The following is a 25,466-nucleotide window of genomic DNA, read 5'->3' as shown; positions in this document are numbered from 1 at the left end:
GGGCAAACGTGAAGCCAGAACAATCAACAAGAGGTCGCCATGCACAACGAGTTTCCGACCCGGCCCAGCTATCGCGAACAGCGCGAGCGCTTTCTGGCCGCCGCGAAGGGGGCGGGCGCAACGCTCTCTTCGTACGCGCATCCGCTCAATGGGCCGTTTGGCGAGTCTTTGAGTACCGATGTCGCGGTACTGGGGGATCCATCGGCCAAGCGGCGCCTGGTGGCGCTCAGCGGCACCCACGGGGTTGAGGGTTATTACGGTTCGGAGTGCCAGATCGACTGGCTCAAGCATTTCACGCAGGAGTCGCTGGCGAAGGATGTCGCGGTGGTGATGATTCACCTGATCAACCCGTGGGGCACGGCATGGCTGCGGCGGGTCAACGAAGACAACATCGACCTCAACCGCAATCATCTGGATTTCAACCGACCGCTTCCGGATAACCAGGCTTACGCCACTCTGCATGAAATTTACGCCTGCACCGATTTGAACGGTCCCGAGCGGCATAAAGCTGATGGCTTGCTTGATGCGCAAATCGCCAAGCATGGCTGGCCGGCCGTCATGTCGATTGTCGAGGGTGGTCAGCACAGTCATCCCGACGGACTGTTTTTTGGCGGACTTGCGCCGAGCTGGTCGAATCGCACGTTGCATTCAATCATCGAGAATCATCTGGCCGGTGCTGAAACCGTGATGTGTTTCGACTTGCACACTGGCGCCGGCGAGTACGGGCATCCGATGCTGCTGACGATTACCCGAGGGCCGTATCCGGCGTTAGCCAAAGCGCAATCGATCTATGGCCCATGGCTCTATACCCTGCACACCGGTGCCGAAACCTTGAGTGAAACCGGCGTTGCGGCAACCGCCACGGGGTACACCTCGCAGGCACTGCTCAATGCGCTGCCGAATGTGCAACTGATGCCGTTCGTGATCGAGTGCGGGACTTACCCGGGGCCGGATGTACATCGCTACTTGCGCGATGATCACTGGCTGCATCTGCACGGCGATCCGCTGGATGCGACCGGGCGGGCGATCAAGTTGAACCTGCTGGAGCAGTTCTATCCGGCGGATCCGGACTGGCGGGCGATGGTGGGATTGCGCACGCGGCAGATATGGGCGAAGGGGCTCAGGGCTTTAGCGGGCGAGGGATAAACAAACGGCTTGCCTTTCGGTAAGCCGCTTTGGCGGCCTGGTGGTGCGCAGCGGTTTTGACTATGAATGCCGGATGGTTACTGCTAGAAGCCAGGCAGTCCGTTGGTAGCGCGCCACTTTTTCACCGTTTCTGTGATGCCTTCGGGAGTGCATTGCGCGCCATCCTTTGGCCAGTAAATCAAGTCAGATCCTGCCGGGTGCTCACTGAGACGTTCAAACTCAAAAATTAGAGGGTGAAGTATTTCATCAGGTCTTGTATTGGCCGCCAGCACGGAGTTCAGAAACTCAATGAACTCGGCTTCCGTGTAGTCAGAAATGGTTTTCTCATAGATCTTCATTTCTTGAATCCTGGCAGCCCGTTTGCTTCACGCCATGTCGCGACTGTGCGGGCTATGCCAGAGGATGACGTGTCAGCACCTGGCTCAGGGTAGTAGATAAGGTCCATCTTGCTCGGATGCCCAACGATCTCGTTGAAGTGCAGCAATAGAATATCTGCACGGTCATCTGTCGGTGCTTTGTCTTCCTTTCTGATCTCGTCAATGAACTCAACGAAGTCTTGTTCGGTGTAATCAGAAAAGTTGTTTTTGATGAAAGGGTCGCTCATGCAGTTACCTCAATCCTGGTGTACTTCGACGTGATTTTTGGGGGTGTGGACTCTGAGGTTGTCAACGTTATAGACCTCGCCGCCTTGAGATATCAGTTCCACATGATGAATTTCGTGAGAGATTCTCTTGCCGACTGCATCAGCTAATCGGGCGCGAGGTGCCTTTCCGTTGCGCATGCGCTCCAGGCTGTCTTCGCTGAGCTGCTCGGCTAGCCTGGTATCTTTTGAGGCTTCGGCCCAGAAGGCGCGCCTGAATGAATCAAAGCTGGAATATTCACGGCCTCTTAGCGAATCGGCAATGCTGGTTGGGATCGGCGCGCCAGATCCCGCCCGGGCATGGTCAAGCCATACACCGGTAACATCCTCCCCAACCCCCGTCACCATCCCCGGCATCAACCTGGCCGGTTTCGAAAACACCACATACAACGACTTCAGTCCGGTCTCCGCCGGAAACACCAGAATGCAATCTTCGGCGGTGATGTCTTCGCCGGGCAGGATTTCTATCTGGCTGTCGGTGTTCGCGGCGATCGGGTGGACGAGGATCGTGCTGAGTGGCTCGCCGTGCTCCGGATAAACCAGCGGCGGCATCGCTCCCAGCGGCCCGCGTTGCGGTGTCCACAGAATGGTGATGCCGTTGAGCTTCGCCTCCATGGCGGTCTTGTCGCTGTTCCACTGGACTTTTACGGTACGTACCGAGTCGTCGCCTGAGGCTCCGGTGTGGATGCCGTAGACCTGCATGACGCCTTCGGCATCGCGTCGGAACTGGAAGCGCACGCGAGTGGTTGCGCGAGACAAGGTGCGTAGTTGATCGTCGGTGTAGAGCGTGCCGTCGCCCATTCGGGTCGGCAGCATCCCGAGGATGAGCATACTGGCCGGGCCGCCGGCGACACGCAGGGCCCAGTTGAGACGCTGCTGCAGGATGCCACCACCGGCCATGCGCCCCAGGGCCAGATCAGCGCCGATTGCCTTCGCTACGTCATGGCTGGCAGCAGGAACACGCATGGCGCCCGCCACCATGACCTTGCCAAAACTTGAGGCGGGCTCGGGTGTCGTGCCGGCATCCGTTCGACACCAGTTATCCGGTGTGCAGGATTTGGCGAAAACCAGATCGTCGCGGGGTTTTGGGGTGGGCCATTCATCTGTTGGAACGTAGAGGGGTTCTGGCTCTTGGGGTGGATTCCAGGCGGCCCACGAGGCACCGCCATTCCAGCGCTTTCGATGCCATTCATCGTCGAAAAGGTATTTGTCCAGGTCCATGACAATTCCCTGTCTTGGGATCGAGACAGGGGAGCTTGTCGGTCAGGCTGAACGGCGATCAATTCGATTCCAGTGCTTGCTCGAACGAAAAATCCTCTTCGTACGTCTTTCGCACCCTGGTCCTACGGAATCTGGTCAGTTCGCCCGGAGGATCGCTTTTCTCGAGGCATAAAAAAACGGCCTACCTTTCGGTAAGCCGTTTTTAGTACTTGGTGGCTACACAGGGACTTGAACCCCGGACCCCAGCATTATGAATGCTATGCTCTAACCAACTGAGCTATGTAGCCAAGTGGCGCGCATTATTCCCCTGAAATGGAAAAGCGTCAAGCGTAAATTTCAAAATTTTTTCTACGCTTTCAACCGTTTATCAAAATCAGGCGTTCAACAGTGGCGAAGGGCAGCGCTGGAACCAGCGACTGGCCTGCTCATACGCGTGCGCCAGTTGCAGAACGGCGAAGTCCGCCTGATGCCGGCCGATTATCTGCAACCCCATCGGCAAACCCCGGTCATTGAAGCCGGCCTGGACGTTCGCCACCGGGCAACCGGATAACGTGCCGGGAATCACCACCTCCATCCAGCGATGATAAGTGTCCATGCTCACTCCCTCGATCGCGGTCGGCCAGGGTTGTGTCTTGTCGAACGGGAAGACCTGCGCGCTGGGCAGCAGCAGATAGTCGTATTGCTCGAACAAGCGTGAGATCGCCCGATACCAGTCGCTGCGCACCACCGATGCGGCGAACACTTCGCTGGCCGAGAGCTTCAGACCGTTTTCCACTTCCCAGCAGGCTTCCGGTTTCAACAGCGTCCGTTTTTGCGGATCGGCATAAGCAGCGCCCAGGGATCCGGCGACCATCCAATGGCGCAAGGTGCGCCAACTGCTCCACAGCTTCTCAGGGGCAAACTCCGGACGCACCGACTCGATATGGCAACCCAGGCTTTCAAAGTCGGCAAAGGTCCTTTCACACAACGCGAGAATGCCGTTCTCCATGGGCAGATACCCGCCGAAGTCGCCGAGCCAGCCGACCCTTGTACCGGTGAAGTCGCGTTCCAGCGGCGCGGCAAAGGCCTCACCGGGTTCACTGATCGACAGCGGTGCCCGCGCATCGCCACCGGCCTGCACCGACAGCAGCATCGCGGCATCACGCACACTGCGCGCCATGGGACCTTCATAGCCGAGTTGATCGAAGAACAGATCGGCGCTGTCATCGAACGGCACGCGGCCCTGAGATGGACGAAAACCGAAGATGTTGTTGAACGCTGCCGGGTTGCGCAGCGAGCCCATCATGTCGCTGCCATCGGCCACCGGCACCAGATGCATCGCCAGTGCCGCCGCCGCGCCGCCACTGCTGCCACCGGCGGTTTTGCTCGGGTCAAAGGCGCAGCCGGTGGCGCCGAACAGCGGGTTGTAGCTCTGCGAACCGAGGCCGAATTCCGGGGTGTTGGTCTTGCCGATGATGATCGCGCCGGCAGCCTTGATCCGCTCGACCATGATGCCGTCACGCTCGGGAATGAAGTGCTTGAACAGCGGTGAGCCCAGCGTGGTGCGGATGCCGCAGGTCAGCGACAGATCCTTGATGGCGTGGGGCAGGCCGTGCATCCAGCCTCGGTACTGGCCCCGGCTCAGTTCGGCGTCACGTGTGTCGGCCTGGGCCAACAGATCCTCCGGCGCCTGCAGGCTGATCAGTGCATTGACTGACGAGTTGTACCGGTCGATGTGGGCAAGATAGGTCTGCATCACTTCGCGGCAGGAAACCTGCCGCAGACGGATGCGTTCGGCGAGCTCGATGGCCGGCAACAGGACCAGTTCGCTGATGTTATTGGAGTTCATGACGACGGCGCCCTTCAGACGGCTGGAAAAACGCCCCGGCCTCGTGCCGGGGCGGTAGAAATCAACGCATCAGGTTGGTCCACAGACGATCGGCCAGACGGATCGCGCCTTCGCCGCAGGTCTTGCTGAACACCACATGGGTGCCCTCGGGAATATGCAGTTCCGGTGCATCCTTGAGGCTCGCATCGAGGAACGGTTCGACGCCTTTGATCGGGCTCTGATGCTTGAGGAAGTTCTGGGTCATCGCCGAGTTTTCCGGCTGGCTGAGAAACGCGATGAACGCCTTGGCATTCGCCGGGTTCTTGCTGCCGGCGGGGATGACCATGTTGTCGACCCAGGCCAGCACCCCTTCTTTCGGATACAGATATTTCAGGCTCGGTTTCATCTCGCGGGCGCGCATGGACGAACCGCCCCAGAACATCGACATATCGATTTCGCCCGAGGCGAGGTTCTCGCGGATCGAGCCGGCCTTGGAGCTGTAGGTTTTGACGAATGGCTTCTGCGCCTTGAGCAACGTGAGGATCTGTTGCATCTGTTTCGGGTCCTCGCTGCACAGCGGAATGTTCAGGTACAGGCTGGCCATGTCGACCATGTCACTGACCGAATCGAACATGTTGATCCGCCCCTGCAACTCGGCCGGCGGCTCATAGAGCACTTTGTAGCTGTCGGCCGGGCCTTTGTAGCGGCCACTGTCGAGCACCACGCTGGTGGTGCCCCAGATGAACGGCACCGAATAGGCGCCTTCCGGATCCCAGGTCGGTTTTTTCAGGTTGTCGACCACACTGGCGTAGTACGGCTCCTTGACCGGATCGAAGCGCTCCAGCAGGTTTTCCTTGATCAGGATCGGAATGAACTGGTGCGAGGGAATCGCCACGTCGTAACCGGCGCCGCCCTGTTTCAGTTTGGCCAGCAGCGTCTCGTTGGAGTCGTAGGAGTCGACGGTGACTTCGATGCCGGTCTGCTTCTGGAATTTGGCGAGAATTTCCGGTGAAAAGTAACCGCTCCAGCTCACCACGTTGAGTTTTTCGGCGGCTTGAACACTCCCGGCCATGACCAGCGGCACAGTCAGAAACAACGAAGTGCCGACGCTTTTTATCCACTTGCTCATGCTATTTCCCCACGGTTCTTGGAAGGTTCAGGCGTTCTTTTTGCCCAGTAGGTAAGTGAGGCTGACAAACAGCACCGAGACGCCCAGGATCAGGGTCGACACGGCGTTGACGTCGGGTGTCACGCCCATTCGCAACAGGCCGAAGATGAAGATCGGCAGCGTTGTGGTGCCGGCCTGGGAGACCATCATCGAGATCACGAAGTTATCCAGCGAGACGATGAAGGCCAGCATCAGCCCGGAGAAAATCCCCGGCATCAGCAACGGCAGGGTGACTTTGCGAAAGGTCCGCCACGGGCCGGCATACAGGTCGGCCGAGGCTTGTTCCAGCGACAGGTCCATGTCGTTGAGCCGAGCCCGGATCGGCAGGTAGGCAAACGGAATGCAGAACACCGTATGGGCGATGATCAGATTGCCGTAGCCGAGCGACAGGCCGATGGTTGAGAACAGCGCGAGCGTGGCGACGCCGACGACGATTTCCGGCAGAACCAGCGGCAGCATGATCGCGCCCATCGACAGTTGCAGGCCCTTGAACTTCGCGCCCCGCGAGGTACCGAGGGCCGCCAGGGTGGCAATCGCCGTGGCGACCATGCTGGCGCACACCGCGATCAGCAGACTGTTGCCGGCCGCCTGGCGCAGCGCCTGATTGGCGAATGCGGCGCGATACCAGTCGAGGCTGAAACCGGTCCATACCGTGGCCGACTGGTTGGCGTTGAACGAGAACACCACCAGCACCACGATCGGCGCGTAGAGGTACAGGTAGAACAGAAAACTGAAACCGCCGAATCCTGGGAAATCCTGTACGCCCAGTCCCTTGCGTTTGAGCAGACCGATCATCACGCACCTCCTTTGGCGATACGCTGGCGTTCGGCGCGCAAGGCATAGACCGTCAGCACCAGCATCACTGCCGCCATCAGCACCAGCGACAGCGCCGCGCCGAACGGCCAGTTACGGGCATCGCTGAACTGTCGGAAGATCAGGTTGCCAAGCATCATCCGCGTGCCGCCACCGAGTAGTTCCGGGGCGATCATCGCGCCCAGGCACGGCACGAAGGTAAGAATGGCGCCGGCGAGAATTCCCGGTCTGGCGATCGGCAGCACCACTTTGCGCAAGGTGCGCAGGCGTCCGGCATACAGGTCCTGAGCGGCCTCGAGCAGGCGGATATCCATTTTTTCCAGCGTGGCGTAGATGGGCAAAACCACGAAGGGCGCATAGGTATAAACCAGCCCCAGCAACACGGCGCCGTCGGTGTACAGCAACTGCAGCGGCTCATGGATGACGCCCATGCCCATCAGACTGTTGTTGATCACCCCGGTGTTACGCAGCAGCAGAATCCACGCGTAAGTGCGGATCAGCAGGTTGGCCCAGAACGGCACGGTGATCAGAAAGATCAACAGACCGCGCCGATGCGCCGGCTGCATGGCCAGCCACACCGCCACCGGAAACCCGATCAGCAGCGTGATGACGGTGGTCAGGCCGGCGATCCCGACCGAGCGCAGGGCGATGATCAGGTAGGAGTCGGCGAAGGCCAGGCTATCGTCCATTTGCCGTTCGAACAGCAGTGAGGTGTAGGCGTCGCTGCTGAACACCTTGTTCACCCCGCCGTAGGGGTTGGCTTCCATCAGCGAATAACCGATGACGATCAGGATCGGTACTACCAGAAACAGAGCGATGGCGATCAGCGCCGGACTGACACCGAGGAAGCTCTGCAATGCCCGTCGGCGTTCAAGCGTGTTGGTTATCGGTAAGGCGTGCATGACAACTCCTCGGGTTCAATCGTGCAGGACGCTGGCGCTTCCCCGGTCGAACAGCAGACCGGCCTGGCTGCCCACGGCAAAACGCAGGCTCTGATCGATGCAGTTGGGTGTGCGCACTGTGAGGCGCGAACCGTCGCCGAGGCTGACCTGGTATTGCAGGTCGGTGCCCAGATAAATCTGCGCTTGGACCCGGCACGGCAACGCCGCCTCAGTATTGGCAGGCACCAGGTGCAGGCGCTCGGGGCGCACCGACAGGGTGACGCTGGCACCCGGTTGCACGTCGTTGCACGGCTGCGCCGGCAGAGGGTGCCCGGCCGGCCCGGCGAACCACGCCATACCGTCCTCGACGCGAGTGACGCTGGCCTGGATGAAGTTGGTTTCGCCGATGAAGTCGGCCACGAAGCGATTACGCGGCCGTTCGTAGATGTCTTCCGGGCGACCGACTTGCTGCACTTCGCCTTCGGACAGCACGGCGATGCGGTCAGACATGGTCAGCGCTTCTTCCTGGTCGTGGGTGACGAAGATGAAGGTGATGCCGGTCCTGGCCTGGATGGTTTTCAGCTCTTCGCGCATGGCCTGGCGCAACTTGAGATCAAGTGCCGACAGCGGCTCGTCAAGCAACAGGACCTTGGGATGCGGCGCCAGGGCGCGGGCGAGAGCGACGCGCTGCTGCTGGCCGCCGGAAAGTTGCACCGGCTTGCGATGGGCGAAGCGCTCCATCTGCACCAGGGCAAGCATCTCGCGCACGCGCTCGGCGATCTGCGCCTTGGTCAGGACCTTGCCCATCGGGTGCGATTCAAGGCCGAAGGCCAGGTTTTCGGCGATGGTCATGTGCGGGAACAGTGCGTAGTGCTGGAACACCGTGTTGACCGGGCGCTGAAACGGTGGGCGTTCGGCGATGTTTTCGCCGTAGAGCAGGATCTCGCCCTGCGTTGGAAACTCGAACCCGGCAATCATCCGCAGCAGCGTGGTCTTGCCACAGCCGGAGGGCCCGAGGAGAGTGAAGAATTCGTTGTCGCGGATATCCAGATCGATATTTTTCAACGCCACCGGACCGCTGTCCGGATCGCCGTAGACCTTGCGCACCGAGCGGATCGACACCGCCAGCGTTTGCAGCGAATGCAGGGCATTCATGCGTTACCTCCGATTCCCCCATCGCCTGCGATTGCGCTGCAAGTCAGCGAATCTGTCGGGCCATGGATATTATTTTTCTGGGCAGGATCGAGATTGCGTACGGGGTGAAACCAGCTGTCTTTGTTGTTCTGCTGTGGCTCGATTATCGGCGAGGGGTTGCGCGGGGCGAAACTTCAATTTAAACATGGCAGGTGTTAGTTAATTTAATACCGACAGGTGCCAGAAACATGCCCGACCGCCGTTTGCCGCCACTCAATGCAGTGCGAGCGTTCGATGCTGCTGCCCGCCTGGGCAGCTATGTCGAGGCCTCGAAAGCCTTGCACGTGACTCAGCCGGCGATTGGCCGGCATGTGAAGTTGCTGGAGGACTGGCTGGGCATTCAGTTGTTCGAACGCACGTCGCGCGGGGTCAACCTGACGCCGGCCGGTGAGAAATACCACCGCAAGATCGCGGCCGCCCTGCAGTTGATCATCGAGGCCGGCAAGGAAGCGCGCCCCAGAGAAGCCGAACGCTGGCTGCGGATCATGGTGGTGCCGGGTTTTGCCAAGCGCTGGCTGATGCCACGCATCGAGGCCATGCGTCACTTGCGCCCGGGGTTGAAGTTCGCCATCGAACCGAACTCGACCTTCACCGAAGTCGATGGCAAAAGCGCCGATCTCGGCATCGTCTACGGTCTCGACGGGCAGTACGCGGACTCCCGTGAAGCATTGATCTGTCCCCGTGTGTTTCCGATCTGCACCCCGCAATATCTGGCAAGCATCGAGCCGCTCAGTGGCCCGGCCGACCTGGTCCGGCACGAGTTGATCCACGTCGATGACGGCGAGTGGTGGAACCTTTGGTTCGCCGCCCACGACCTGGATATTCACCTCAATTCCGACATGCTCTACGTTAACAACGATCATGCGTTATCGGTGGCCGAGAGCGGGCAGGGCATCGCGTTGGCCAACGAGGTGCTGGTCCGCGAAGAGCTCAGGTCCGGCAAACTGGTGCGCGCAGTGGAGGCTCAGGTGAAGCTGGAAAGCTATCGGGTTCTGACGCCGTCCGCCGAGCTGTCGGCGGATGCGGCGTGGTTCATTCAATGGCTCAAGTCTGAACTGGAACAGGACTTTCCCGAAGCGTTGATCAACTGAGCCGGAAGCGTGCGGTGTTGTCACTCAAGGCCTTGCTGCCCTGGCTCAAGGTGTCTGCCGCCAGGTTGACTGCCCGTGCGCCGTCGAGCAGGCGAACCGCGGCCTGATCGACCTGCTGGATATTGCCGCTGACCTCATCGGCGGTGCTGGCCTGTTCTTCGACCGCCGTGGCGATCTGGGCGAGGGTGTCGGTGACGCTTTGCACGGCGCTGGCGATTTCTCCGAGGCGTTCACCGAGTCCGGTGACCGCTTCTGCGTCCGATTGCGCCTGGCCGCACGCAGCCTCCATCAGGCTCACGGCTTCGTTGACCGTGTTGCGCAGACTGTCGACCGTCGCGGCGATCTGCGCCGTGGACGATTGCGTGCGTTGCGACAGGCTGCGCACCTCGTCGGCCACCACGGCAAAACCGCGACCTTGTTCTCCGGCGCGAGCGGCTTCGATGGCGGCGTTGAGCGCCAGCAGATTGGTCTGTTCGGCGACACCGCGAATGGTATCGACCACCAGTTGAATCTGCTGCCCTTGCTCGCTGACCCGACCGAGCGCTGCTGCGGTTTCGTTCAGACGCTGATTGAGCTGTTGAATGCTCGCCGTGGTCCGTTGACTGTCACGGCTGCTGTCGGTAGCGATGCGTCGGGTCTGCTGGGCGCTGCCGGAAGCCTGTTCGCAACTCTGCGCCACGCCTTGAGACGTCGCCGCCAGTTGCGTGGCTGCTGCGGCAATCTGGCTGATCTGCAATTGTTGTGCTTCGACTTCGCTGAGCGCGCCGCTGGAGTGATCGTTGAGGCTGCGCACCGCGTTGCTCAATTGCGAAGTCTCGTGATCGACGCCCAGCAGGCTGGTGCGCAACTGCACCACGGCCACGTTGAGCGCGGTGCTGATCGAGGCCAGTTCATCACGGCCCACGACCGGCACTTGCAGGCTCAGATTACCGTCACGCAGGGCTTCAGCCAGCAGCGTGATGCCGCTGGCGCTGCGGCGGATCGAGGCTTGCAGGCAGACGAACAGGTACAGCGCCGCCAGCAACAGAACCCCGAAGACCGCCGCGACAACGATGAACTGACGAATCGCCGATCCGTGATAGTCATCCAGCCGCTGATCCAGTGCCACCAGCGATTGCTGGCGCAGCGTGGCGAGGTTGCCGAGCAGGGCATCGAGAGTGCGCTCGAATTCTTCAGGCTTGAGATTGATACTGCCGCCGAACACGCCGTCATCCAGCACTTTCAAACCGGCATCCAGTTGCTTGAGGCTGTCGTGATATTGCCCGGCCCAGCCTTGCAGGGCTGGCGGCAGACGCGACTCCAGCAGATTTGCGGTTTTCACCAGTTGCTCGCGGGCATCGCCGATGCGGCTGCGCAGGTCACGCAGTTGCAGACGGCTTTGCAGGGTGAACTGGCCGGACACCACGGACGCCTGACCGACGGCTGCAAGTCGGCCGACCCGCTCGATCAGATCCGGTGCGTGCTGGGTAGAAATCTGCGTCAGCAGATAGGTTTCCAGCCACGGTGCAAGAATCAGGCGATTGTCCATCGCGATCTGCTCGCGCAAGGCTTGCAGGGCGCTGAGGGCATTGGTGAACCGGTCGTAACCGTCCGGCCACCAACCGACACCGGAAAGGCTTTTCGAGTCCAGACCATCGAGCGCGGCTTGCAGGGCCTGATAGCGAGCCAGGGTTTCGCCTTCCGCGCCTTCGGCTTGCAGGGCATTGCCCAAGTCCACTGTCGCTTGGGCGACAGCGGGTTGTACGCCATCGAACGCAGCCATCGCGGCAAGGGTCGCGGGCGTCGGCTGGCGGTTGGTTTCCGTGGCGCGCCAGCGGGCGGCGCGGTCGCGTTGGGCGGCGAGCAGGTTGTCGAGTGCATCGAGGGCGAGCAATTGCCGCACACCGGCGCGTTCGCCGGCGATCAGGTTGAGTTTGTCGCGATAATCCTGGCCGATCATCAACAGGCTGCCGGCCAAAGGCAGGATAAACAGTAGAAACAACAACTGGAATTTACGCGCGAAGCCAAACCGCCCCAGCAATCCGATCCCCGGTGATAAAAAAGCCTGCATGCCTCGTGACTCCTCTGGACACCACGCACCATCGGCGTGCATCGCGGTCTTTGCGACCGGGATTGGTGCCCTGCTAAAAGGCCTCGAAAGTTCACCCTTGCCCGCTCTGTAGGCCGGCTCTGTAGCGAAACTTCCCATTCTCGATGCCCTTTGTAAGGGCGCCGCGTTCAAGCGGATAAGCAAGGCAAGATTCAGACCATGGCGTTGCGCTATCACTTGCGGCGCGACGACTGAATAGTTCGTTAGCTGGCTAAGGGGATGGCGCTGGCGCACCGAAAAATGGCACATTGACGCACCTGCCCGCGTGCACCCATCTGCAGTCCGGAAAATTTCATGGCTATCAGCAACGTTCAGACCGCCGCTGCCTCGGCGTCCGCTCCTCCCCAGAGCAGTCCATTGGTGATGCGCATCATCGGCGCGGTCGCGCTGGCGCATTTGATCAACGACCTGATCCAGTCAGTGCTGCCGTCGATCTATCCGCTGCTCAAGGCCAACTATGGCCTGAGCTTCACCCAGGTCGGCCTGATTACTTTGACGTTCCAGCTGACCGCTTCGCTGTTGCAGCCGTGGGTCGGTTATCACACCGACCGGCATCCGAAACCGTGGCTGCTGCCGGCAGGTTCGGTGTGCACGCTGATCGGCATTGTGATGATGTCGATGGTCGGCAGTTTCCCTCTTATCTTGCTGGCGGCGGCGCTGATCGGTATCGGCTCTTCGACCTTTCATCCCGAAGCTTCTCGTATCGCACGGCTGGCGTCGGGTGGGCGTTTCGGTCTGGCGCAATCGACGTTCCAGGTCGGTGGTAATGCCGGTTCGGCGTTCGGTCCGTTGCTCGCCGCGGCGATCATCATTCCCTTTGGGCAAGGCAATGTGGCGTGGTTCGGGCTGTTCGCGGTGTTTGCGTTGTTCGTGCTCTATCGCATCAGCCGCTGGTACGCCCATCACCTGAACCTGTTCAAGCTCAAGGCTGGCCAGGCCGCCACTCATGGACTGTCGAAGGGCAGGGTGATCAGTGCATTGGTGGTGCTCGGGCTGTTGGTGTTCTCCAAGTACTTCTACATGGCCAGCCTGACCAGTTACTTCACTTTCTACCTGATCGAGAAGTTCGACCTGTCGGTGGCCAGTTCCCAGTTGCACCTGTTTCTGTTTCTTGGCGCGGTGGCGGCGGGCACATTCTTCGGCGGGCCGATTGGTGACAAGATCGGGCGCAAGGCAGTGATCTGGTTCTCGATCCTTGGCGTGGCACCGTTCACACTGCTGATGCCGCATGTCGACCTGTTCTGGACCAGCGTCCTGAGCGTAGTGATCGGCTTCATCCTCGCTTCGGCATTTTCGGCGATCGTGGTGTACGCGCAGGAACTGGTGCCGGGCAATGTCGGGATGATTGCCGGGGTGTTCTTCGGTCTGATGTTCGGCTTTGGCGGGATAGGCGCGGCGTTGCTCGGGCATCTGGCGGACATTCACGGCATCGAATACGTGTACTTCCTGTGCTCGTTCCTGCCGCTGTTCGGGGTGCTGGCGATCTTCCTGCCAAGAACCAAAAAGGCCTGACGGGCTGAATTTCAGGCATAAAAAAGCCGCGTATCAAACGCGGCTTTTTCTTGGGTGCAGCTTTTACACGTTGAAGCGGAAGTGCATCACGTCGCCGTCCTTGACGATGTAATCCTTGCCTTCCAGGCGCCACTTACCGGCTTCCTTGGTGCCCGCTTCGCCCTTGTACTGGATGAAGTCGTTGTAGGCGATCACTTCAGCGCGGATGAAGCCTTTTTCGAAGTCGGTGTGGATCACGCCAGCGGCTTGTGGTGCGGTGGCACCGACGCGGACGGTCCAGGCGCGGACCTCTTCGACACCGGCGGTGAAATAGGTCTGCAGGTGCAGCATTTCGTAGCCGGCGCGGATGACGCGGTTCAGGCCAGGCTCTTCCAGGCCCAGGGCCTCGAGGAACATGTCTTTCTCTTCGCCGTCGTCCAGCTCGGCGATTTCCGCTTCGATCTTGTTGCAGACCGGAACGACCATGGCGCCTTCTTCTTCGGCGATGGCCTTGACCACGTCTAGGTGCGGGTTGTTCTCGAAACCGTCTTCAGCGACGTTGGCGATGTACATGACCGGCTTGGTGGTCAGCAGGTGAAAGCCCTTGATGATCGCCTTTTCTTCGGCGCTCATGTTCTTCATCAGGCTGCGTGCAGGCTTGCCTTCGGTGAAGTGCGGGATCAATTGCTCCAGCAGGGCTTTCTGGGCCACTGCGTCCTTGTCACCGCCCTTGGCGTTGCGCGCGACTTTCTGCAGTTGCTTCTCGCAGCTGTCGAGGTCGGCGAAGATCAGTTCCAGGTCGATGATTTCGATGTCGCGCTTCGGGTCGACGCTGTTGGAAACGTGGATCACGTTTTCGTCTTCGAAGCAGCGCACAACGTGAGCGATCGCGTCGGTTTCGCGGATGTTGGCCAGAAATTTGTTGCCCAGGCCTTCACCTTTCGAAGCGCCGGCTACCAGACCCGCGATGTCGACGAACTCCATGGTGGTCGGCAGGATGCGCTTCGGATTGACGATTTCCGCCAGGGCGTTCAGGCGTGGATCGGGCATCGGCACGATGCCGCTGTTCGGCTCGATGGTGCAGAAGGGGAAGTTCTCGGCCGCGATCCCGGATTTGGTCAGGGCGTTGAACAGGGTGGACTTGCCGACGTTAGGCAGGCCGACGATGCCGCAATTGAATCCCATGGTGTTTCCCCTCGGATTAGAGTCAGGCCTTCTGGCTGTGCAGGTTTTTCATCGCGCGGTTCCATTCACCGGCGAGGATATCCGGCAGCACGCCGAGGGCAAAGTCGATGCTGGCATCGAGTTTTTCCTGTTCGGCGCGAGGCGCACGACCCAGGACGAAATTTGAAACCATACTGGCAACGCCCGGGTGGCCGATGCCAAGCCGCAGGCGGTGGAACGTATTCTGATTGCCCAATTGCGCAATGATGTCGCGCAACCCGTTGTGACCGCCATGACCGCCGCCAACCTTGAGTTTGGCGACGCCCGGAGGCAGATCGAGTTCGTCGTGCGCCACCAGGATTTCTTCAGGCTTGATGCGGAAGAAACCGGCGAGTGCCGCCACGGCCTGGCCGCTGCGGTTCATGTAGGTGGTGGGAATCAGCAGACGAACATCCTGACCCTGATGCGAAAAGCGCGCGGTCAGGCCGAAATACTTGCGATCGGCCACGAGATTCACGTTCTGTGCGTGGGCGATGCGCTCAACAAAAAGGGCCCCTGCGTTATGCCGGGTCTGTTCGTATTCAGCGCCTGGATTTCCCAGGCCAACGATCAGTTTGATGGCAGTCACGATAGGGGCCCTTCCTTTGAGTGGTGGATAACATCGCCGCAATCCGTGAAGGCGGCGAAAGTGGACGAAAAATGCTCATTTACCATGGATGTAAACTCCGCGTTCCCGCCCGCTTTCTCGCTACGTTCCAGTCCGCGATGTTACCTGCTCACTCAGGCATGACAGAGTGAATTACTCTGCTGCGCCTTCTTCGGTAGCTTCTGGAGCAACACGTGGAGCGTGGACGTTGGCAACAGCCTTGTCATCGCCGTGTGCCAGAGCAACGAACTCGACACCTTTAGGAGCTTTGAGGTCCGACAGGTGAACGATGGTGCCGATTTCAGCGTCAGCCAGATCGACTTCGATGAACTCAGGCAGATCTTTTGGCAGGCAGGAAACTTCGATCTCGGCAATAACGTGCGAGATTTCGCCGCCTTTCTTCACTGGAGCAGCTTCGTTGATGAAGTGCACAGGAACGATAGCGGTCAGTTTCTGGCCAGCTACAACGCGTACGAAGTCAGCGTGCATCACGTGGCCTTTGGCCGGGTGACGCTGCAGAGCCTTGATGATCACGTTTTGCTTGGTGCCACCAACGTTCAGTTCGATAACGTGGCTGTAGGCAGCTTCGTTTTCGAGCAGTTTGGCAACTTCTTTGGCCAGCATGCTGATGGATTCAGGGGCTTTGTCGCCACCGTAAACAACAGCTGGAACCAGGTTGGCGAGACGACGCAGGCGGCGGCTCGCACCTTTCCCCAGGTCGGAACGCAGTTCAGCATTCAAAGTAAAATCGTTCATTTTGTATCTCCAAAATAGCCATGACCGAGTGGCGTTTGCGACCAGCGCCGAACACGGTATGGGCAAAAAAGCCCCGCCCCGGCAGGAATGCCGGGGCGGGGCGCTTTTCGTCAACGAGACATTTCGAGAAGGGCAGGGCCCTTAACGGAACATCGCGCTGATCGATTCTTCATTGCTGATGCGGCGAACCGCTTCGGCAACAACCGGTGCGATATCCAGTTGACGGATACGTGCACAGGCTTGTGCTGCAGCGGACAGCGGGATGGTGTTAGTGACCACCAGCTCGTCCAGCACGGAATTTTCGATGTTCTCGATGGCCCGACCCGACAGCACAGGGTGTGTGCAGTAGGCAAAGACCTTGGCTGCGCCATGCTCTTTCAGGGCCTTGGCCGCGTGGCACAGAGTGCCGGCGGTATCGACCATGTCATCGACCAGGATGCAGGTACGCCCTTCGACATCACCGATGATATGCATCACTTCAGAGTGATTGGCTTTCTCACGGCGTTTGTCGATGATCCCGAGATCCACGCCCAGGGATTTGGCAACGGCACGTGCACGCACGACGCCACCAATGTCCGGGGACACGATCATCAGGTTCTCGAAGCGCTGATCTTCGATGTCATCCACCAGAACCGGGGAGCCGTAGATGTTATCTACCGGAATATCGAAGAAACCCTGAATCTGGTCAGCATGCAGATCAACCGTGAGAACACGGTCGATGCCGACTACGGTGAGCATGTCAGCAACGACTTTCGCGCTGATAGCCACACGTGCGGAACGCGGACGGCGATCCTGACGGGCATAGCCAAAATAAGGAATAACAGCAGTGATACGAGTAGCCGAGGAGCGGCGGAAGGCATCAGCCATCACTACCAGTTCCATCAGGTTGTCGTTGGTCGGAGCGCAAGTCGGCTGAATAATGAAGACGTCTTTACCGCGAACGTTTTCATTGATCTCGGCTGTAATTTCGCCGTCGGAGAATTTACCGACAGAGATGTCACCGAGAGGGATATGCAGCTGACGTACTACACGCCGAGCCAGATCGGGGTTAGCGTTCCCCGTAAAGACCATCATCTTGGACACGCGCAGTACCTGAAGGCTGAGGGTATACCTGGATGAGTATAGGAAAATGGCAGGGGCGGCTGGATTCGAACCAACGCATGGCAGGATCAAAACCTGCTGCCTTACCGCTTGGCGACGCCCCTGTATCTGTTGCTTGCAAGTGCCGGGCACTTGGTTCCTTTAGAGCAGACTTTGCAGCTTGCGATGCAACATCGAAACGTTGCTTCCTTTTGCTACAAACCCTGTAAGGGTCTCTGTCAGAAGGGCCGAGACTTTATCAGCTTCAGCTTTGCTTGGGAAGCCCCCAAACACACAACTTCCAGTTCCGGTGAGTTTTGCTTCAGTAAAATTACCTAGCAAATTCAATGCGTTACGTACTTCTGGATAACGCCTTGCGACCACCGGCAAGCAGTCATTTCGACTGTTTCCCTCGGGAACGGGGCGCACTTTAATGGGCGGCGTGTTACGTGTCAACAATGGATCTGAAAAAATTTCTGCCGTACTAACAGAGACTTGCGGAACGAGTACGACGTACCACGGTTCGGCAGGCTCGACCGGGGTCAGTTTCTCGCCAACACCTTCGGCAAAAGCCGCATGGCCACGCACGAACACCGGCACGTCGGCGCCCAGCGTCAGGCCCAGTGCAGCCAGGCGATCCTCATCCCAGCCCAATTGCCACAAATGATTGAGCCCGAGCAGGGTGGTGGCCGCGTTCGAGCTGCCGCCACCGATGCCGCCGCCCATCGGCAGTATCTTGTCGATCCAGATATCGATGCCGAGCGAGCAGCCGGATTGCTCCTGAAGTTTTTTCGCCGCGCGCACGATCAGGTTGCTGTCGTGGGGAACACCCTCGAATTCGGTGTGCAGGCGAATCACGCCATCGTCACGCACGGCGAAGGTGATTTCGTCGCCGTAGTCGAGAAATTGAAAAAGCGTCTGCAACTCGTGATAACCGTCTTCACGGCGACCGAGGATGTGCAGCATCAGGTTGAGTTTGGCTGGCGATGGCAAAGTGAGGCGTGGAGCGGTCATGCGTTATTGCCCCAACTTGCGCGGTTGCCAGGTCTTGATGACCAGCGTCACGTCCAGATCGGCGCCGTGCAGCTTGATCCGCTCGGGCAGCCAGTAACCGTTCTGTTCGGCATAGCTGAGGTATTCGACCTGCCAGCCATCCTGATCCAGATTGGCCAGACGACTGTTGCCGTCCAGGGTCAGGCGGCTTTTGCTGTCCGGTGCCGGGAGGCCGCGAACCCACCAGGCCAGATGCGAGACCGGCAGTTTCCAGCCCAGTTGTTCCTCGACCAGCGCTTCCGGCGTCGGCGCTTCATAACGGCCCTGATTCGCCACTTCCAGCGACACCGCGCCCGGACGGCCGGTCAAGCGCGCCGCACCACGACCCAGCGGGCCGGACAGACGGATGTCGTAGTAATCCTGACGTTGCAGCCAGAACAGCGTGCCGCTGCCCGAATCTTTCGGGGCGCGGATGCCGATCTTGCCGTCGATCTGCCAGCCATCAAGGCCGGTCAATTGCTGTTTGTGCTCGCGCCATTGGCCAGGATTGCCGTGGCCTTCGACCGATTCACGGGCGCCGAAGCCCGCGCAACCGGCGAGCAGGGCGATGAAGCTGAAAACTATGACGTGGCGCAAAAACATGAGTTAAAGAGTCTCGGATCCGGTCAGGCGCAGGATGGTGCTGCGCAGGATGGTGCTGTCAGGCTGGTCCTTGAGGAACTTGCCCCAGATTTGTTTCGCTTCGCGCTGCTTGCCCTTGGTCCACAGCACTTCGCCCAGGTGCGCGGCGACTTCGTGATCGGGGAAGCGTTCGAGGGCCTGGCGCAAGTATTTCTCGGCGTCTTCCAGATTGCCCATGCGGAAGTTCACCCAGCCGAGGCTGTCGAGCACCGCCGGGTCTTCCGGGTTGATCTGGTGGGCCTGCTCGATCAGCGCCTTGGCTTCAGCGTAGCGGGTGGTGCGGTCGGACAGGGTGTAGCCGAGGGCATTGAGGGCCATGGCGTTGTCCGGATCTCGCTTGATGATCAGGCGCAGGTCTTTTTCCATCTGCGCCAGGTCATTGCGTTTTTCCGCCTGCATCGCGCGGGTGTAAAGCAGATTCAGATCGTCCGGGTACTGCTGCAACGCTTGTTGCAGGACTTTCCAGGCCTTGTCGCCCTGATTGTTGGCGGACAGGGTTTCGGCTTCGATCAGATACAGCTGGATTGCGGAATCCGGCTGCTCGTCACGCTCGGCGGCCAGTTTGCTCTGGGCTTCGGCGGTCTTGCCGTTGTTCATCAGAATATCGGCCTGACGCAATTGCGCCGGCAGATAGTCGTTGCCGGGGCCAACCTGGGCGTACTCGATGAGCGCGCCTTGCGGGTCGTTGCGTTCTTCGGCGATGCGCCCCAGGTTCAGGTGCGCCGAATCGACATGGCTTTCCCGGGCGATCAGGTCTTCCAGATAACCCTTGGCCTCGTCCCAGGCCTTGGCTTCCAGGCAGACCAGCGCCAGCGAGTAACGCAGTTCGTCGTCTTCCGGGTATTGCTGAACCAGGGTGGAGAACTCGACCTTGGCGTCGTCCATCCGGTCCTGCTCCACCAGCATCCGTGCGTAGGTCAGGCGCAGGCGTTTGTCGTCCGGATACTTCTTGATGCTCTTTTGCAGCAGTGGCAGCGCTTCGTCGCCGCGGTTGAGCCCTTGCAGCAGGCGTGCGCGCAGCAGGATCGGGGCGATCTCGCCGTCTTCCGGCGGATTGTCTTCGAGCAGGGTCAGCGCGCCTTGGGTGTCGCCGTCCTGCTGCATCAGCAGGGCCTTGCCGAAAATCAGCTGATTGTTGTTCGGGTGACGCTGCAACAGGCGGTCGAAACTTTTCATCAGGCCGTTGCGGGTTTCCTGATCGGTGTCGGCAGCCGACAGCGCGAGGAAGTCGAAATGGGTGTCGCCCTTGCCCTGCAGGACTTTCTCCATATAGACCATCGAGTCGTCATAGCGCCCGGCGCGGGCCAGTTGTACGGCGGCTGCGCGTTGCGCTTCGAGGTCGTCCGGGGCGTTTTTCGCCCAGATCAGCGCCGTATCGAGGGCCGGCTGGTCGGCGCCCAGGTACTCGGCGATGCGGAACGCGCGCTCGGAAACGCCTGGATCCTGGGTGTTGATGGCCTGGGTCACGTAGTTGTCCAGGGCAATGTCGAAACGATTGCGCTGGCCGGCGAGTTCGGCAGTCAGCAGGCTGAACACCGTTTCCTGGCTGAACGAGCTGTAAACCTTGGGCTTTTCAGGAGCCGGCGTGGTGTCTTCGACCGGTGAGGCACCGTCCTGCGAAACGGGGGCCAAGGCCTGGCAGCCGCTGAGGAAGACAAAAGCGAGGAGCAACGCGGAAGATCTATTCATATAGGAAGAGGACGACTAACCTGCGGTCGGATCATCATGACACAAGCCTTCGGCCAAACATAACCGAGTCTCGATTGTGGCCATTACAGGGGCCGACAATTGGGACAATAGTCAGCGGTAGTTGTTCTGAATCTGACGAAGTAGGACAATTGCCGGCTTCACGTCACCATCAGCGACCTTGAATGGCCTTCCTTGCACTCGGTATCAACCACAAGACTGCTTCAGTAGACGTCCGCGAGCGCGTGGCCTTTACCCCTGAGCAGCTGGTGGAGGCCTTGCAGCAGCTCTGCCGACTCACCGACAGCCGCGAAGCTGCGATCCTCTCCACCTGCAATCGCAGCGAGCTGTATATAGAACAGGATCAGCTTTCGGCCGATATCGTGCTGCGCTGGCTGGCCGACTATCACCATTTAAGCCTCGATGAGCTGCGCGCGAGTGCTTATGTGCACGAAGATGATGCGGCAGTTCGTCACATGATGCGCGTCGCCTCCGGGCTCGACTCGCTGGTGCTGGGCGAACCGCAGATTCTCGGCCAGATGAAATCGGCCTACGCCGTGGCTCGCGAGGCCGGCACCATCGGGCCGCTGCTCGGGCGTCTGTTCCAGGCGACCTTCAATGCCGCCAAGCAAGTGCGTACCGACACCGCCATCGGCGAAAACCCGGTGTCCGTGGCGTTCGCCGCGGTCAGCCTGGCCAAACAGATTTTCAGCGACCTGCAGCGCAGCCAGGCCCTGCTGATCGGCGCCGGCGAGACCATCACCCTGGTCGCCCGCCATCTGCATGACCTCGGGGTCAAGCGCATCGTGGTCGCCAACCGGACGCTGGAACGCGCCAGCCTGCTGGCCGAGCAGTTCGGTGCCCACGCGGTGTTGCTCTCGGACATCCCGGCCGAACTGGTGCGCAGCGACATCGTGATCAGTTCTACCGCCAGTCAGTTGCCGATCCTCGGTAAAGGCGCTGTGGAAAGCGCGCTGAAGCTGCGCAAGCACAAGCCGATCTTCATGGTCGACATCGCCGTTCCCCGTGACATCGAGCCAGAAGTCGGCGAGCTCGACGACGTTTACCTCTATAGCGTCGACGATCTGCACGAAGTGGTCGCCGAAAACCTCAAGAGCCGTCAGGGTGCAGCCCAGGCCGCCGAGGAGATGGTTTCGGTCGGTGCCGACGACTTCATGGTGCGTCTGCGCGAGCTGGCAGCGGTCGATGTGCTCAAGGCCTATCGTCAACAGAGCGAACGCCTGCGCGACGAGGAGCTGCAAAAGGCCCTGCGTCTGCTGGCCAACGGCGGCAACGCTGAAGACGTGCTCGGGCAATTGGCCCGTGGCCTGACCAACAAACTCCTGCACGCCCCGAGCGTACAGTTGAAAAAGCTTTCTGCCGAAGGCCGCCTCGATGCGCTGGCCATGGCTCAGGAACTCTTTGCCCTCGAGGGCTCACCGGATAGCTTTTCGGATAAAAAACCGCAATGAAAGCGTCACTGCTCAATAAGCTGGACATCCTCCAGGACCGTTTCGAGGAACTGACCGCGCTGCTCGGCGACGCCGAAGTCATTTCCGACCAGGCCAAATTCCGCGCCTATTCCAAGGAATACGCCGAAGTCGAGCCGGTGGTCGAAGCCTATAAAAAGCTGCTCAGCGTACAAAGCGATCTTGAAGGCGCGCAGGCGCTGCTCAAGGACAGCGACCCGGACATGCGTGAAATGGCCGTGGAAGAAGTCCGCGAAGCCAAGGAACTGTTGATTACGCTGGAATCCGACCTGCAACGCATGCTGCTGCCCAAGGATCCCAACGACGGGCGCAACGTATTCCTCGAAATCCGCGCCGGCACCGGTGGCGACGAGGCGGCGATCTTCTCCGGCGACCTGTTCCGCATGTACTCGCGTTACGCCGAACGACGTGGCTGGCGCGTGGAAATTCTCTCGGAAAACGAAGGCGAACATGGCGGCTATAAAGAAGTCATTGCCCGGGTCGAGGGCGACAACGTCTACGGCAAGCTGAAGTTCGAGTCCGGCGCTCACCGCGTACAGCGCGTGCCGGCCACCGAATCCCAGGGCCGGATCCACACCTCGGCCTGCACCGTGGCGGTGCTGCCTGAGCCGGACGAGCAGGAAGCGATCGAGATCAACCCGGCGGACTTGCGCGTCGACACTTACCGTTCCTCCGGGGCCGGTGGTCAGCACGTCAACAAGACCGACTCGGCGATCCGCATCACTCACTTGCCGACCGGCATTGTGGTCGAGTGCCAGGAAGAACGTTCCCAGCACAAGAACCGTGCTCGGGCGATGGCCTGGCTGTCGGCCAAGCTCAACGACCAGCAGACCGCTGCGGCGGCCAACGCCATCGCCAGCGAACGTAAATTGCTGGTGGGTTCCGGTGACCGCTCCGAGCGTATCCGCACCTACAACTTTGCCCAGGGCCGGGTGACCGACCATCGCGTCAACCTGACCCTGTATTCCCTCGACGAAATCCTCGCCGGTGGCGTCGAAGCAGTGATTGAGCCGTTGCTGGCCGAATACCAGGCCGACCAGCTCGCAGCGATAGGTGAGTAAATGACCATCATCGCCAGCCTGTTGCGCGCCGCCGAACTACCGGATTCCCCCACCGCGCGTCTGGACGCCGAACTGCTTCTGGCCGCCGCGCTGGGCAAGTCGCGCAGTTTTCTTCACACCTGGCCCGAGCGCATCGTGCCCAGCGAAGCCGCACTGGTCTTCGCCGAGTACCTGCAACGTCGTCGCAGTGGTGAGCCGGTGGCTTACATTCTGGGGCAGCAGGGTTTCTGGAAGCTTGATCTGGAAGTCGCCCCGCACACGCTGATCCCGCGCCCGGACACCGAACTGCTGGTGGAAGCCGCGCTGGAACTGCTGCCGGCGACCCCGGCCAAAGTTCTCGACCTCGGCACGGGCAGCGGGGCGATCGCCCTGGCCCTGGCCAGCGAGCGCCCGGCGTGGCAGGTCACCGCCGTGGATCGGGTGCTGGAAGCCGTGGCCCTGGCCGAGCGCAATCGCCAGCGCCTGCACCTGAACAACGCGACGGTACTGAGCAGTCACTGGTTCAGTGCCCTCGAAGGCAAGCGTTTCGAGTTGATCATCAGCAATCCGCCGTACATCCGCGCCGCCGATCCGCATCTGGTGGAAGGCGACGTGCGTTTCGAACCGGAAAGCGCCTTGGTGGCCGGCGTCGACGGGCTCGACGATCTGCGTCTGATCATCGCCCAGGCGCCAGCCCATCTGGAGGCCGGTGGCTGGCTGATGCTCGAACACGGCTATGATCAAGCCGAAGCCGTGCGCGATCTGCTGCTGACCCAAGGTTTCGAAGAAGTCCACAGCCGCTCCGATCTGGGCGGCCATCAACGGATCAGCCTGGGGCGTCTGCCGTGCTGAATGATCAGGAATTGTTGCGCTACAGTCGGCAGATCCTGCTGCAACACATCGACATCGATGGCCAGTTGAAGCTCAAGGACAGTCGGGTGTTGATTGTCGGCCTCGGTGGTCTCGGTGCGCCGGTTGCCTTGTATCTGGCGGCGGCGGGTGTCGGTGAGTTGCACCTGGCGGATTTCGACACGGTCGATCTGACCAATCTGCAACGCCAGATCATCCACGACACCGACAGCGTCGGTATGACCAAGGTCGACTCGGCGCTCAAGCGCCTGAGCGCGATCAATCCCGAAATCAAACTGGTGCCCCATCGCCAGGCGCTGGACGAGGATTGCCTCGCCGCAGCCGTGGCGGCGGTGGATCTGGTGCTCGACTGCTCGGACAACTTCTCCACCCGCGAAGCGGTCAATGCCGCCTGCGTGGCCGCGCGCAGGCCTTTGGTCAGCGGCGCCGCGATTCGCCTCGAAGGACAGCTTTCGGTGTTCGACCCACATCGCGCCGATAGCCCGTGCTACCACTGCCTGTACGGTCACGGCAGCGAAGCCGAACTGACTTGCAGCGAAGCCGGCGTGGTCGGGCCGCTGGTGGGTCTGGTCGGCAGCCTGCAAGCGCTGGAAGCCTTGAAGTTGCTGGCGGGGTTCGGCGAGCCGCTGGTGGGCCGTCTGCTGTTGATCGATGCATTGGGCTCGCGTTTCCGTGAGCTGCGGGTCAAGCGCGATCCCGGTTGCAGCGTCTGTGGTTCGCAGCATGCGTGAAGCGCCGATCGCCGTATTCGATTCCGGCGTCGGTGGTGTATCGGTGCTGGCGGAAATCCAGCACCTGCTGCCGAATGAATCGCTGCTGTACCTCGGCGACTGCGGCCATATTCCTTATGGCGAGAAAACCCCTGAATTCATCCGCCAGCGTTGCAGCGTGATGGCCGGTTTTTTCCGGGAGCAGGGCGCCAAGGCGCTGGTGATCGCCTGCAACACTGCGACCGTGGCCGGCGTGGCCGATCTGCGCCGGGATTTCCCCGAGTGGCCGATTGTCGGCATGGAGCCGGCGGTCAAACCGGCCGCTGCTGCCACTCGCAGCGGGATGGTGGGCGTACTCGCCACCACGGGCACCTTGCAGAGTGCGAAATTTGCGGCGCTGCTCGACCGCTTCGCCACGGATGTGCGGGTCATCACTCAACCGTGCCCCGGACTGGTGGAGCTGATTGAAAGCGGCGATCTGCACAGTCCCCAGTTGCGAGCCTTGCTCAAGCACTACGTCGATCCACTTCTCGCCAACGGATGCGACACGATCATCCTGGGCTGCACCCACTATCCGTTTCTCAAACCGATGCTCAAGTCGATGATCCCCGAGAGCATCAGCCTGATCGATACGGGCGCGGCGGTAGCGCGGCAATTGCAACGGTTGCTGGCCGAGCGTGACCTGCTCGCCGAAGGGCCGAACCGACCGGTCAGATTTTGGACCAGCGCCGACCCCGCGTCTTTGCGCAACACGCTGGTGCTGTTGGGGCAGGTCGCCGGCGACGTCGAAAAATTCACCTTGTAAAAAA

General features: G+C 60.4%; 24 protein-coding genes and 2 tRNA genes. 8 read left to right on the top strand and 18 right to left on the bottom strand.

Annotated elements, in window-relative coordinates; all coding sequences use genetic code 11:
* Positions 1 to 39: 39 nt before the first annotated feature.
* Positions 40 to 1,146, top strand: coding sequence for a M14 family metallopeptidase (locus tag CAF79_RS25705; RefSeq protein ID WP_085700909.1), 1,107 nt, complete (start codon positions 40 to 42; stop codon positions 1,144 to 1,146).
* 83 nt (positions 1,147 to 1,229) lie between these two features.
* Here the strand turns inward: CAF79_RS25705 and CAF79_RS25700 are convergent, their stop codons facing one another.
* From CAF79_RS25700 to CAF79_RS25660, 9 genes are all read right to left on the bottom strand, one after another.
* On the bottom strand, positions 1,230 to 1,484 hold the full coding sequence (locus tag CAF79_RS25700; protein ID WP_085700908.1) for a bacteriocin immunity protein: 255 nt from the start codon (positions 1,482 to 1,484) through the stop codon (positions 1,230 to 1,232).
* Positions 1,481 to 1,750, bottom strand: coding sequence for a bacteriocin immunity protein (locus CAF79_RS25695; RefSeq protein ID WP_085700907.1), 270 nt, complete (start codon positions 1,748 to 1,750; stop codon positions 1,481 to 1,483). The genes CAF79_RS25700 and CAF79_RS25695 overlap by 4 nt, the downstream gene beginning before the upstream one ends.
* 9 nt (positions 1,751 to 1,759) lie before the next feature.
* Entirely contained in the window at positions 1,760 to 3,007 is a 1,248-nt protein-coding gene (locus tag CAF79_RS25690; RefSeq protein WP_085700906.1) for an S-type pyocin domain-containing protein, read from the bottom strand.
* A gap of 210 nt (positions 3,008 to 3,217) precedes the next feature.
* Positions 3,218 to 3,294, bottom strand: a tRNA-Met gene (locus CAF79_RS25685).
* A gap of 86 nt (positions 3,295 to 3,380) precedes the next feature.
* A complete protein-coding gene (locus CAF79_RS25680) occupies positions 3,381 to 4,835 on the bottom strand; it encodes an amidase (protein WP_085700905.1) in 1,455 nt (484 codons plus the stop codon).
* 61 nt (positions 4,836 to 4,896) lie between these two features.
* Positions 4,897 to 5,943, bottom strand: a complete 1,047-nt coding sequence (locus tag CAF79_RS25675) for an extracellular solute-binding protein (RefSeq protein WP_085700904.1) — start codon at positions 5,941 to 5,943, stop codon at positions 4,897 to 4,899.
* 27 nt (positions 5,944 to 5,970) lie between these two features.
* Positions 5,971 to 6,777, bottom strand: a complete 807-nt coding sequence (locus tag CAF79_RS25670) for an ABC transporter permease (RefSeq protein WP_085700903.1) — start codon at positions 6,775 to 6,777, stop codon at positions 5,971 to 5,973.
* Complete coding sequence (locus CAF79_RS25665) at positions 6,777 to 7,697, bottom strand: ABC transporter permease (RefSeq protein ID WP_085700902.1); 921 nt, start codon at positions 7,695 to 7,697, stop codon at positions 6,777 to 6,779. Before CAF79_RS25665 ends, CAF79_RS25670 begins: the two co-directional genes overlap by 1 nt.
* A gap of 15 nt (positions 7,698 to 7,712) precedes the next feature.
* Entirely contained in the window at positions 7,713 to 8,831 is a 1,119-nt protein-coding gene (locus CAF79_RS25660) for an ABC transporter ATP-binding protein (protein ID WP_085700901.1), read from the bottom strand.
* A 227-nt stretch (positions 8,832 to 9,058) separates the two neighbouring features.
* Here CAF79_RS25660 and CAF79_RS25655 point away from each other — a divergent pair, with 227 nt between their 5' ends.
* Positions 9,059 to 9,961 carry a LysR substrate-binding domain-containing protein gene (locus CAF79_RS25655; RefSeq protein WP_085700900.1) on the top strand — a complete coding sequence of 301 codons (903 nt, stop codon included), beginning with the start codon at positions 9,059 to 9,061 and terminating at the stop codon, positions 9,959 to 9,961.
* On the opposite strand, the gene CAF79_RS25650 is transcribed toward CAF79_RS25655, so the two are convergent.
* Positions 9,954 to 12,011 (bottom strand): methyl-accepting chemotaxis protein, encoded by a 2,058-nt coding sequence (locus CAF79_RS25650; RefSeq protein WP_085700899.1) that lies wholly within the window; start codon positions 12,009 to 12,011, stop codon positions 9,954 to 9,956. The two genes, CAF79_RS25655 and CAF79_RS25650, sit on opposite strands and share 8 nt — an antisense overlap.
* 333 nt (positions 12,012 to 12,344) lie before the next feature.
* On the opposite strand from CAF79_RS25650, the gene CAF79_RS25645 reads away from it, so the two are divergent.
* Positions 12,345 to 13,562, top strand: coding sequence for an MFS transporter (locus tag CAF79_RS25645; RefSeq protein WP_085700898.1), 1,218 nt, complete (start codon positions 12,345 to 12,347; stop codon positions 13,560 to 13,562).
* 63 nt (positions 13,563 to 13,625) lie between these two features.
* Here CAF79_RS25645 and ychF read toward each other — a convergent pair whose 3' ends face one another.
* From ychF to CAF79_RS25605, 8 genes are all read right to left on the bottom strand, one after another.
* Entirely contained in the window at positions 13,626 to 14,726 is a 1,101-nt protein-coding gene (ychF, locus tag CAF79_RS25640) for a redox-regulated ATPase YchF (RefSeq protein ID WP_085684819.1), read from the bottom strand.
* A 22-nt stretch (positions 14,727 to 14,748) separates the two neighbouring features.
* Entirely contained in the window at positions 14,749 to 15,333 is a 585-nt protein-coding gene (gene pth, locus CAF79_RS25635) for an aminoacyl-tRNA hydrolase (protein WP_085700897.1), read from the bottom strand.
* 171 nt (positions 15,334 to 15,504) lie between these two features.
* Positions 15,505 to 16,107, bottom strand: coding sequence for a 50S ribosomal protein L25/general stress protein Ctc (locus CAF79_RS25630; RefSeq protein ID WP_085700896.1), 603 nt, complete (start codon positions 16,105 to 16,107; stop codon positions 15,505 to 15,507).
* Positions 16,108 to 16,248: 141 nt separating this feature from the next.
* Complete coding sequence (locus CAF79_RS25625) at positions 16,249 to 17,190, bottom strand: ribose-phosphate pyrophosphokinase (protein WP_003171603.1); 942 nt, start codon at positions 17,188 to 17,190, stop codon at positions 16,249 to 16,251.
* Positions 17,191 to 17,237: 47 nt separating this feature from the next.
* Positions 17,238 to 17,312: transfer RNA gene (locus CAF79_RS25620), tRNA-Gln, on the bottom strand.
* A gap of 37 nt (positions 17,313 to 17,349) precedes the next feature.
* Positions 17,350 to 18,201, bottom strand: coding sequence for a 4-(cytidine 5'-diphospho)-2-C-methyl-D-erythritol kinase (gene ispE / locus CAF79_RS25615; protein WP_085700895.1), 852 nt, complete (start codon positions 18,199 to 18,201; stop codon positions 17,350 to 17,352).
* Between the two features lie 3 nt (positions 18,202 to 18,204).
* Positions 18,205 to 18,822 (bottom strand): lipoprotein insertase outer membrane protein LolB, encoded by a 618-nt coding sequence (gene lolB / locus CAF79_RS25610; RefSeq protein ID WP_085700894.1) that lies wholly within the window; start codon positions 18,820 to 18,822, stop codon positions 18,205 to 18,207.
* 3 nt (positions 18,823 to 18,825) lie between these two features.
* Complete coding sequence (locus CAF79_RS25605) at positions 18,826 to 20,550, bottom strand: tetratricopeptide repeat protein (RefSeq protein WP_085700893.1); 1,725 nt, start codon at positions 20,548 to 20,550, stop codon at positions 18,826 to 18,828.
* Between the two features lie 182 nt (positions 20,551 to 20,732).
* Between CAF79_RS25605 and hemA the strand changes: the two genes are divergently transcribed.
* From hemA to murI, 5 genes are read left to right on the top strand one after another with little or no spacing between them, the layout of a single operon-like run.
* The gene (gene hemA, locus CAF79_RS25600) at positions 20,733 to 22,019 is read left to right on the top strand and encodes a glutamyl-tRNA reductase (protein WP_085700892.1); all 1,287 of its coding nucleotides are present in this window, start codon (positions 20,733 to 20,735) and stop codon (positions 22,017 to 22,019) included.
* Positions 22,016 to 23,098: a peptide chain release factor 1 gene (gene prfA, locus CAF79_RS25595; protein WP_085700891.1), complete on the top strand. Its 1,083-nt coding sequence runs from the start codon at positions 22,016 to 22,018 to the stop codon at positions 23,096 to 23,098. Before hemA ends, prfA begins: the two co-directional genes overlap by 4 nt.
* Complete coding sequence (gene prmC, locus CAF79_RS25590) at positions 23,099 to 23,929, top strand: peptide chain release factor N(5)-glutamine methyltransferase (RefSeq protein WP_085700890.1); 831 nt, start codon at positions 23,099 to 23,101, stop codon at positions 23,927 to 23,929. It begins immediately after the preceding gene.
* Positions 23,923 to 24,678, top strand: coding sequence for a molybdopterin-synthase adenylyltransferase MoeB (locus tag CAF79_RS25585; RefSeq protein ID WP_085700889.1), 756 nt, complete (start codon positions 23,923 to 23,925; stop codon positions 24,676 to 24,678). The genes prmC and CAF79_RS25585 overlap by 7 nt, the downstream gene beginning before the upstream one ends.
* The gene (gene murI / locus CAF79_RS25580; RefSeq protein ID WP_085700888.1) at positions 24,671 to 25,462 is read left to right on the top strand and encodes a glutamate racemase; all 792 of its coding nucleotides are present in this window, start codon (positions 24,671 to 24,673) and stop codon (positions 25,460 to 25,462) included. Before CAF79_RS25585 ends, murI begins: the two co-directional genes overlap by 8 nt.
* The last annotated feature ends 4 nt before the right edge of the window (positions 25,463 to 25,466 follow it).

The sequence above is a fragment of the Pseudomonas sp. B26(2017) genome (assembly GCF_002113045.1).
Taxonomy (GTDB): Bacteria; Pseudomonadota; Gammaproteobacteria; order Pseudomonadales; family Pseudomonadaceae; genus Aquipseudomonas.
This window is presented reverse-complemented; position numbering and strand designations above follow the sequence as displayed.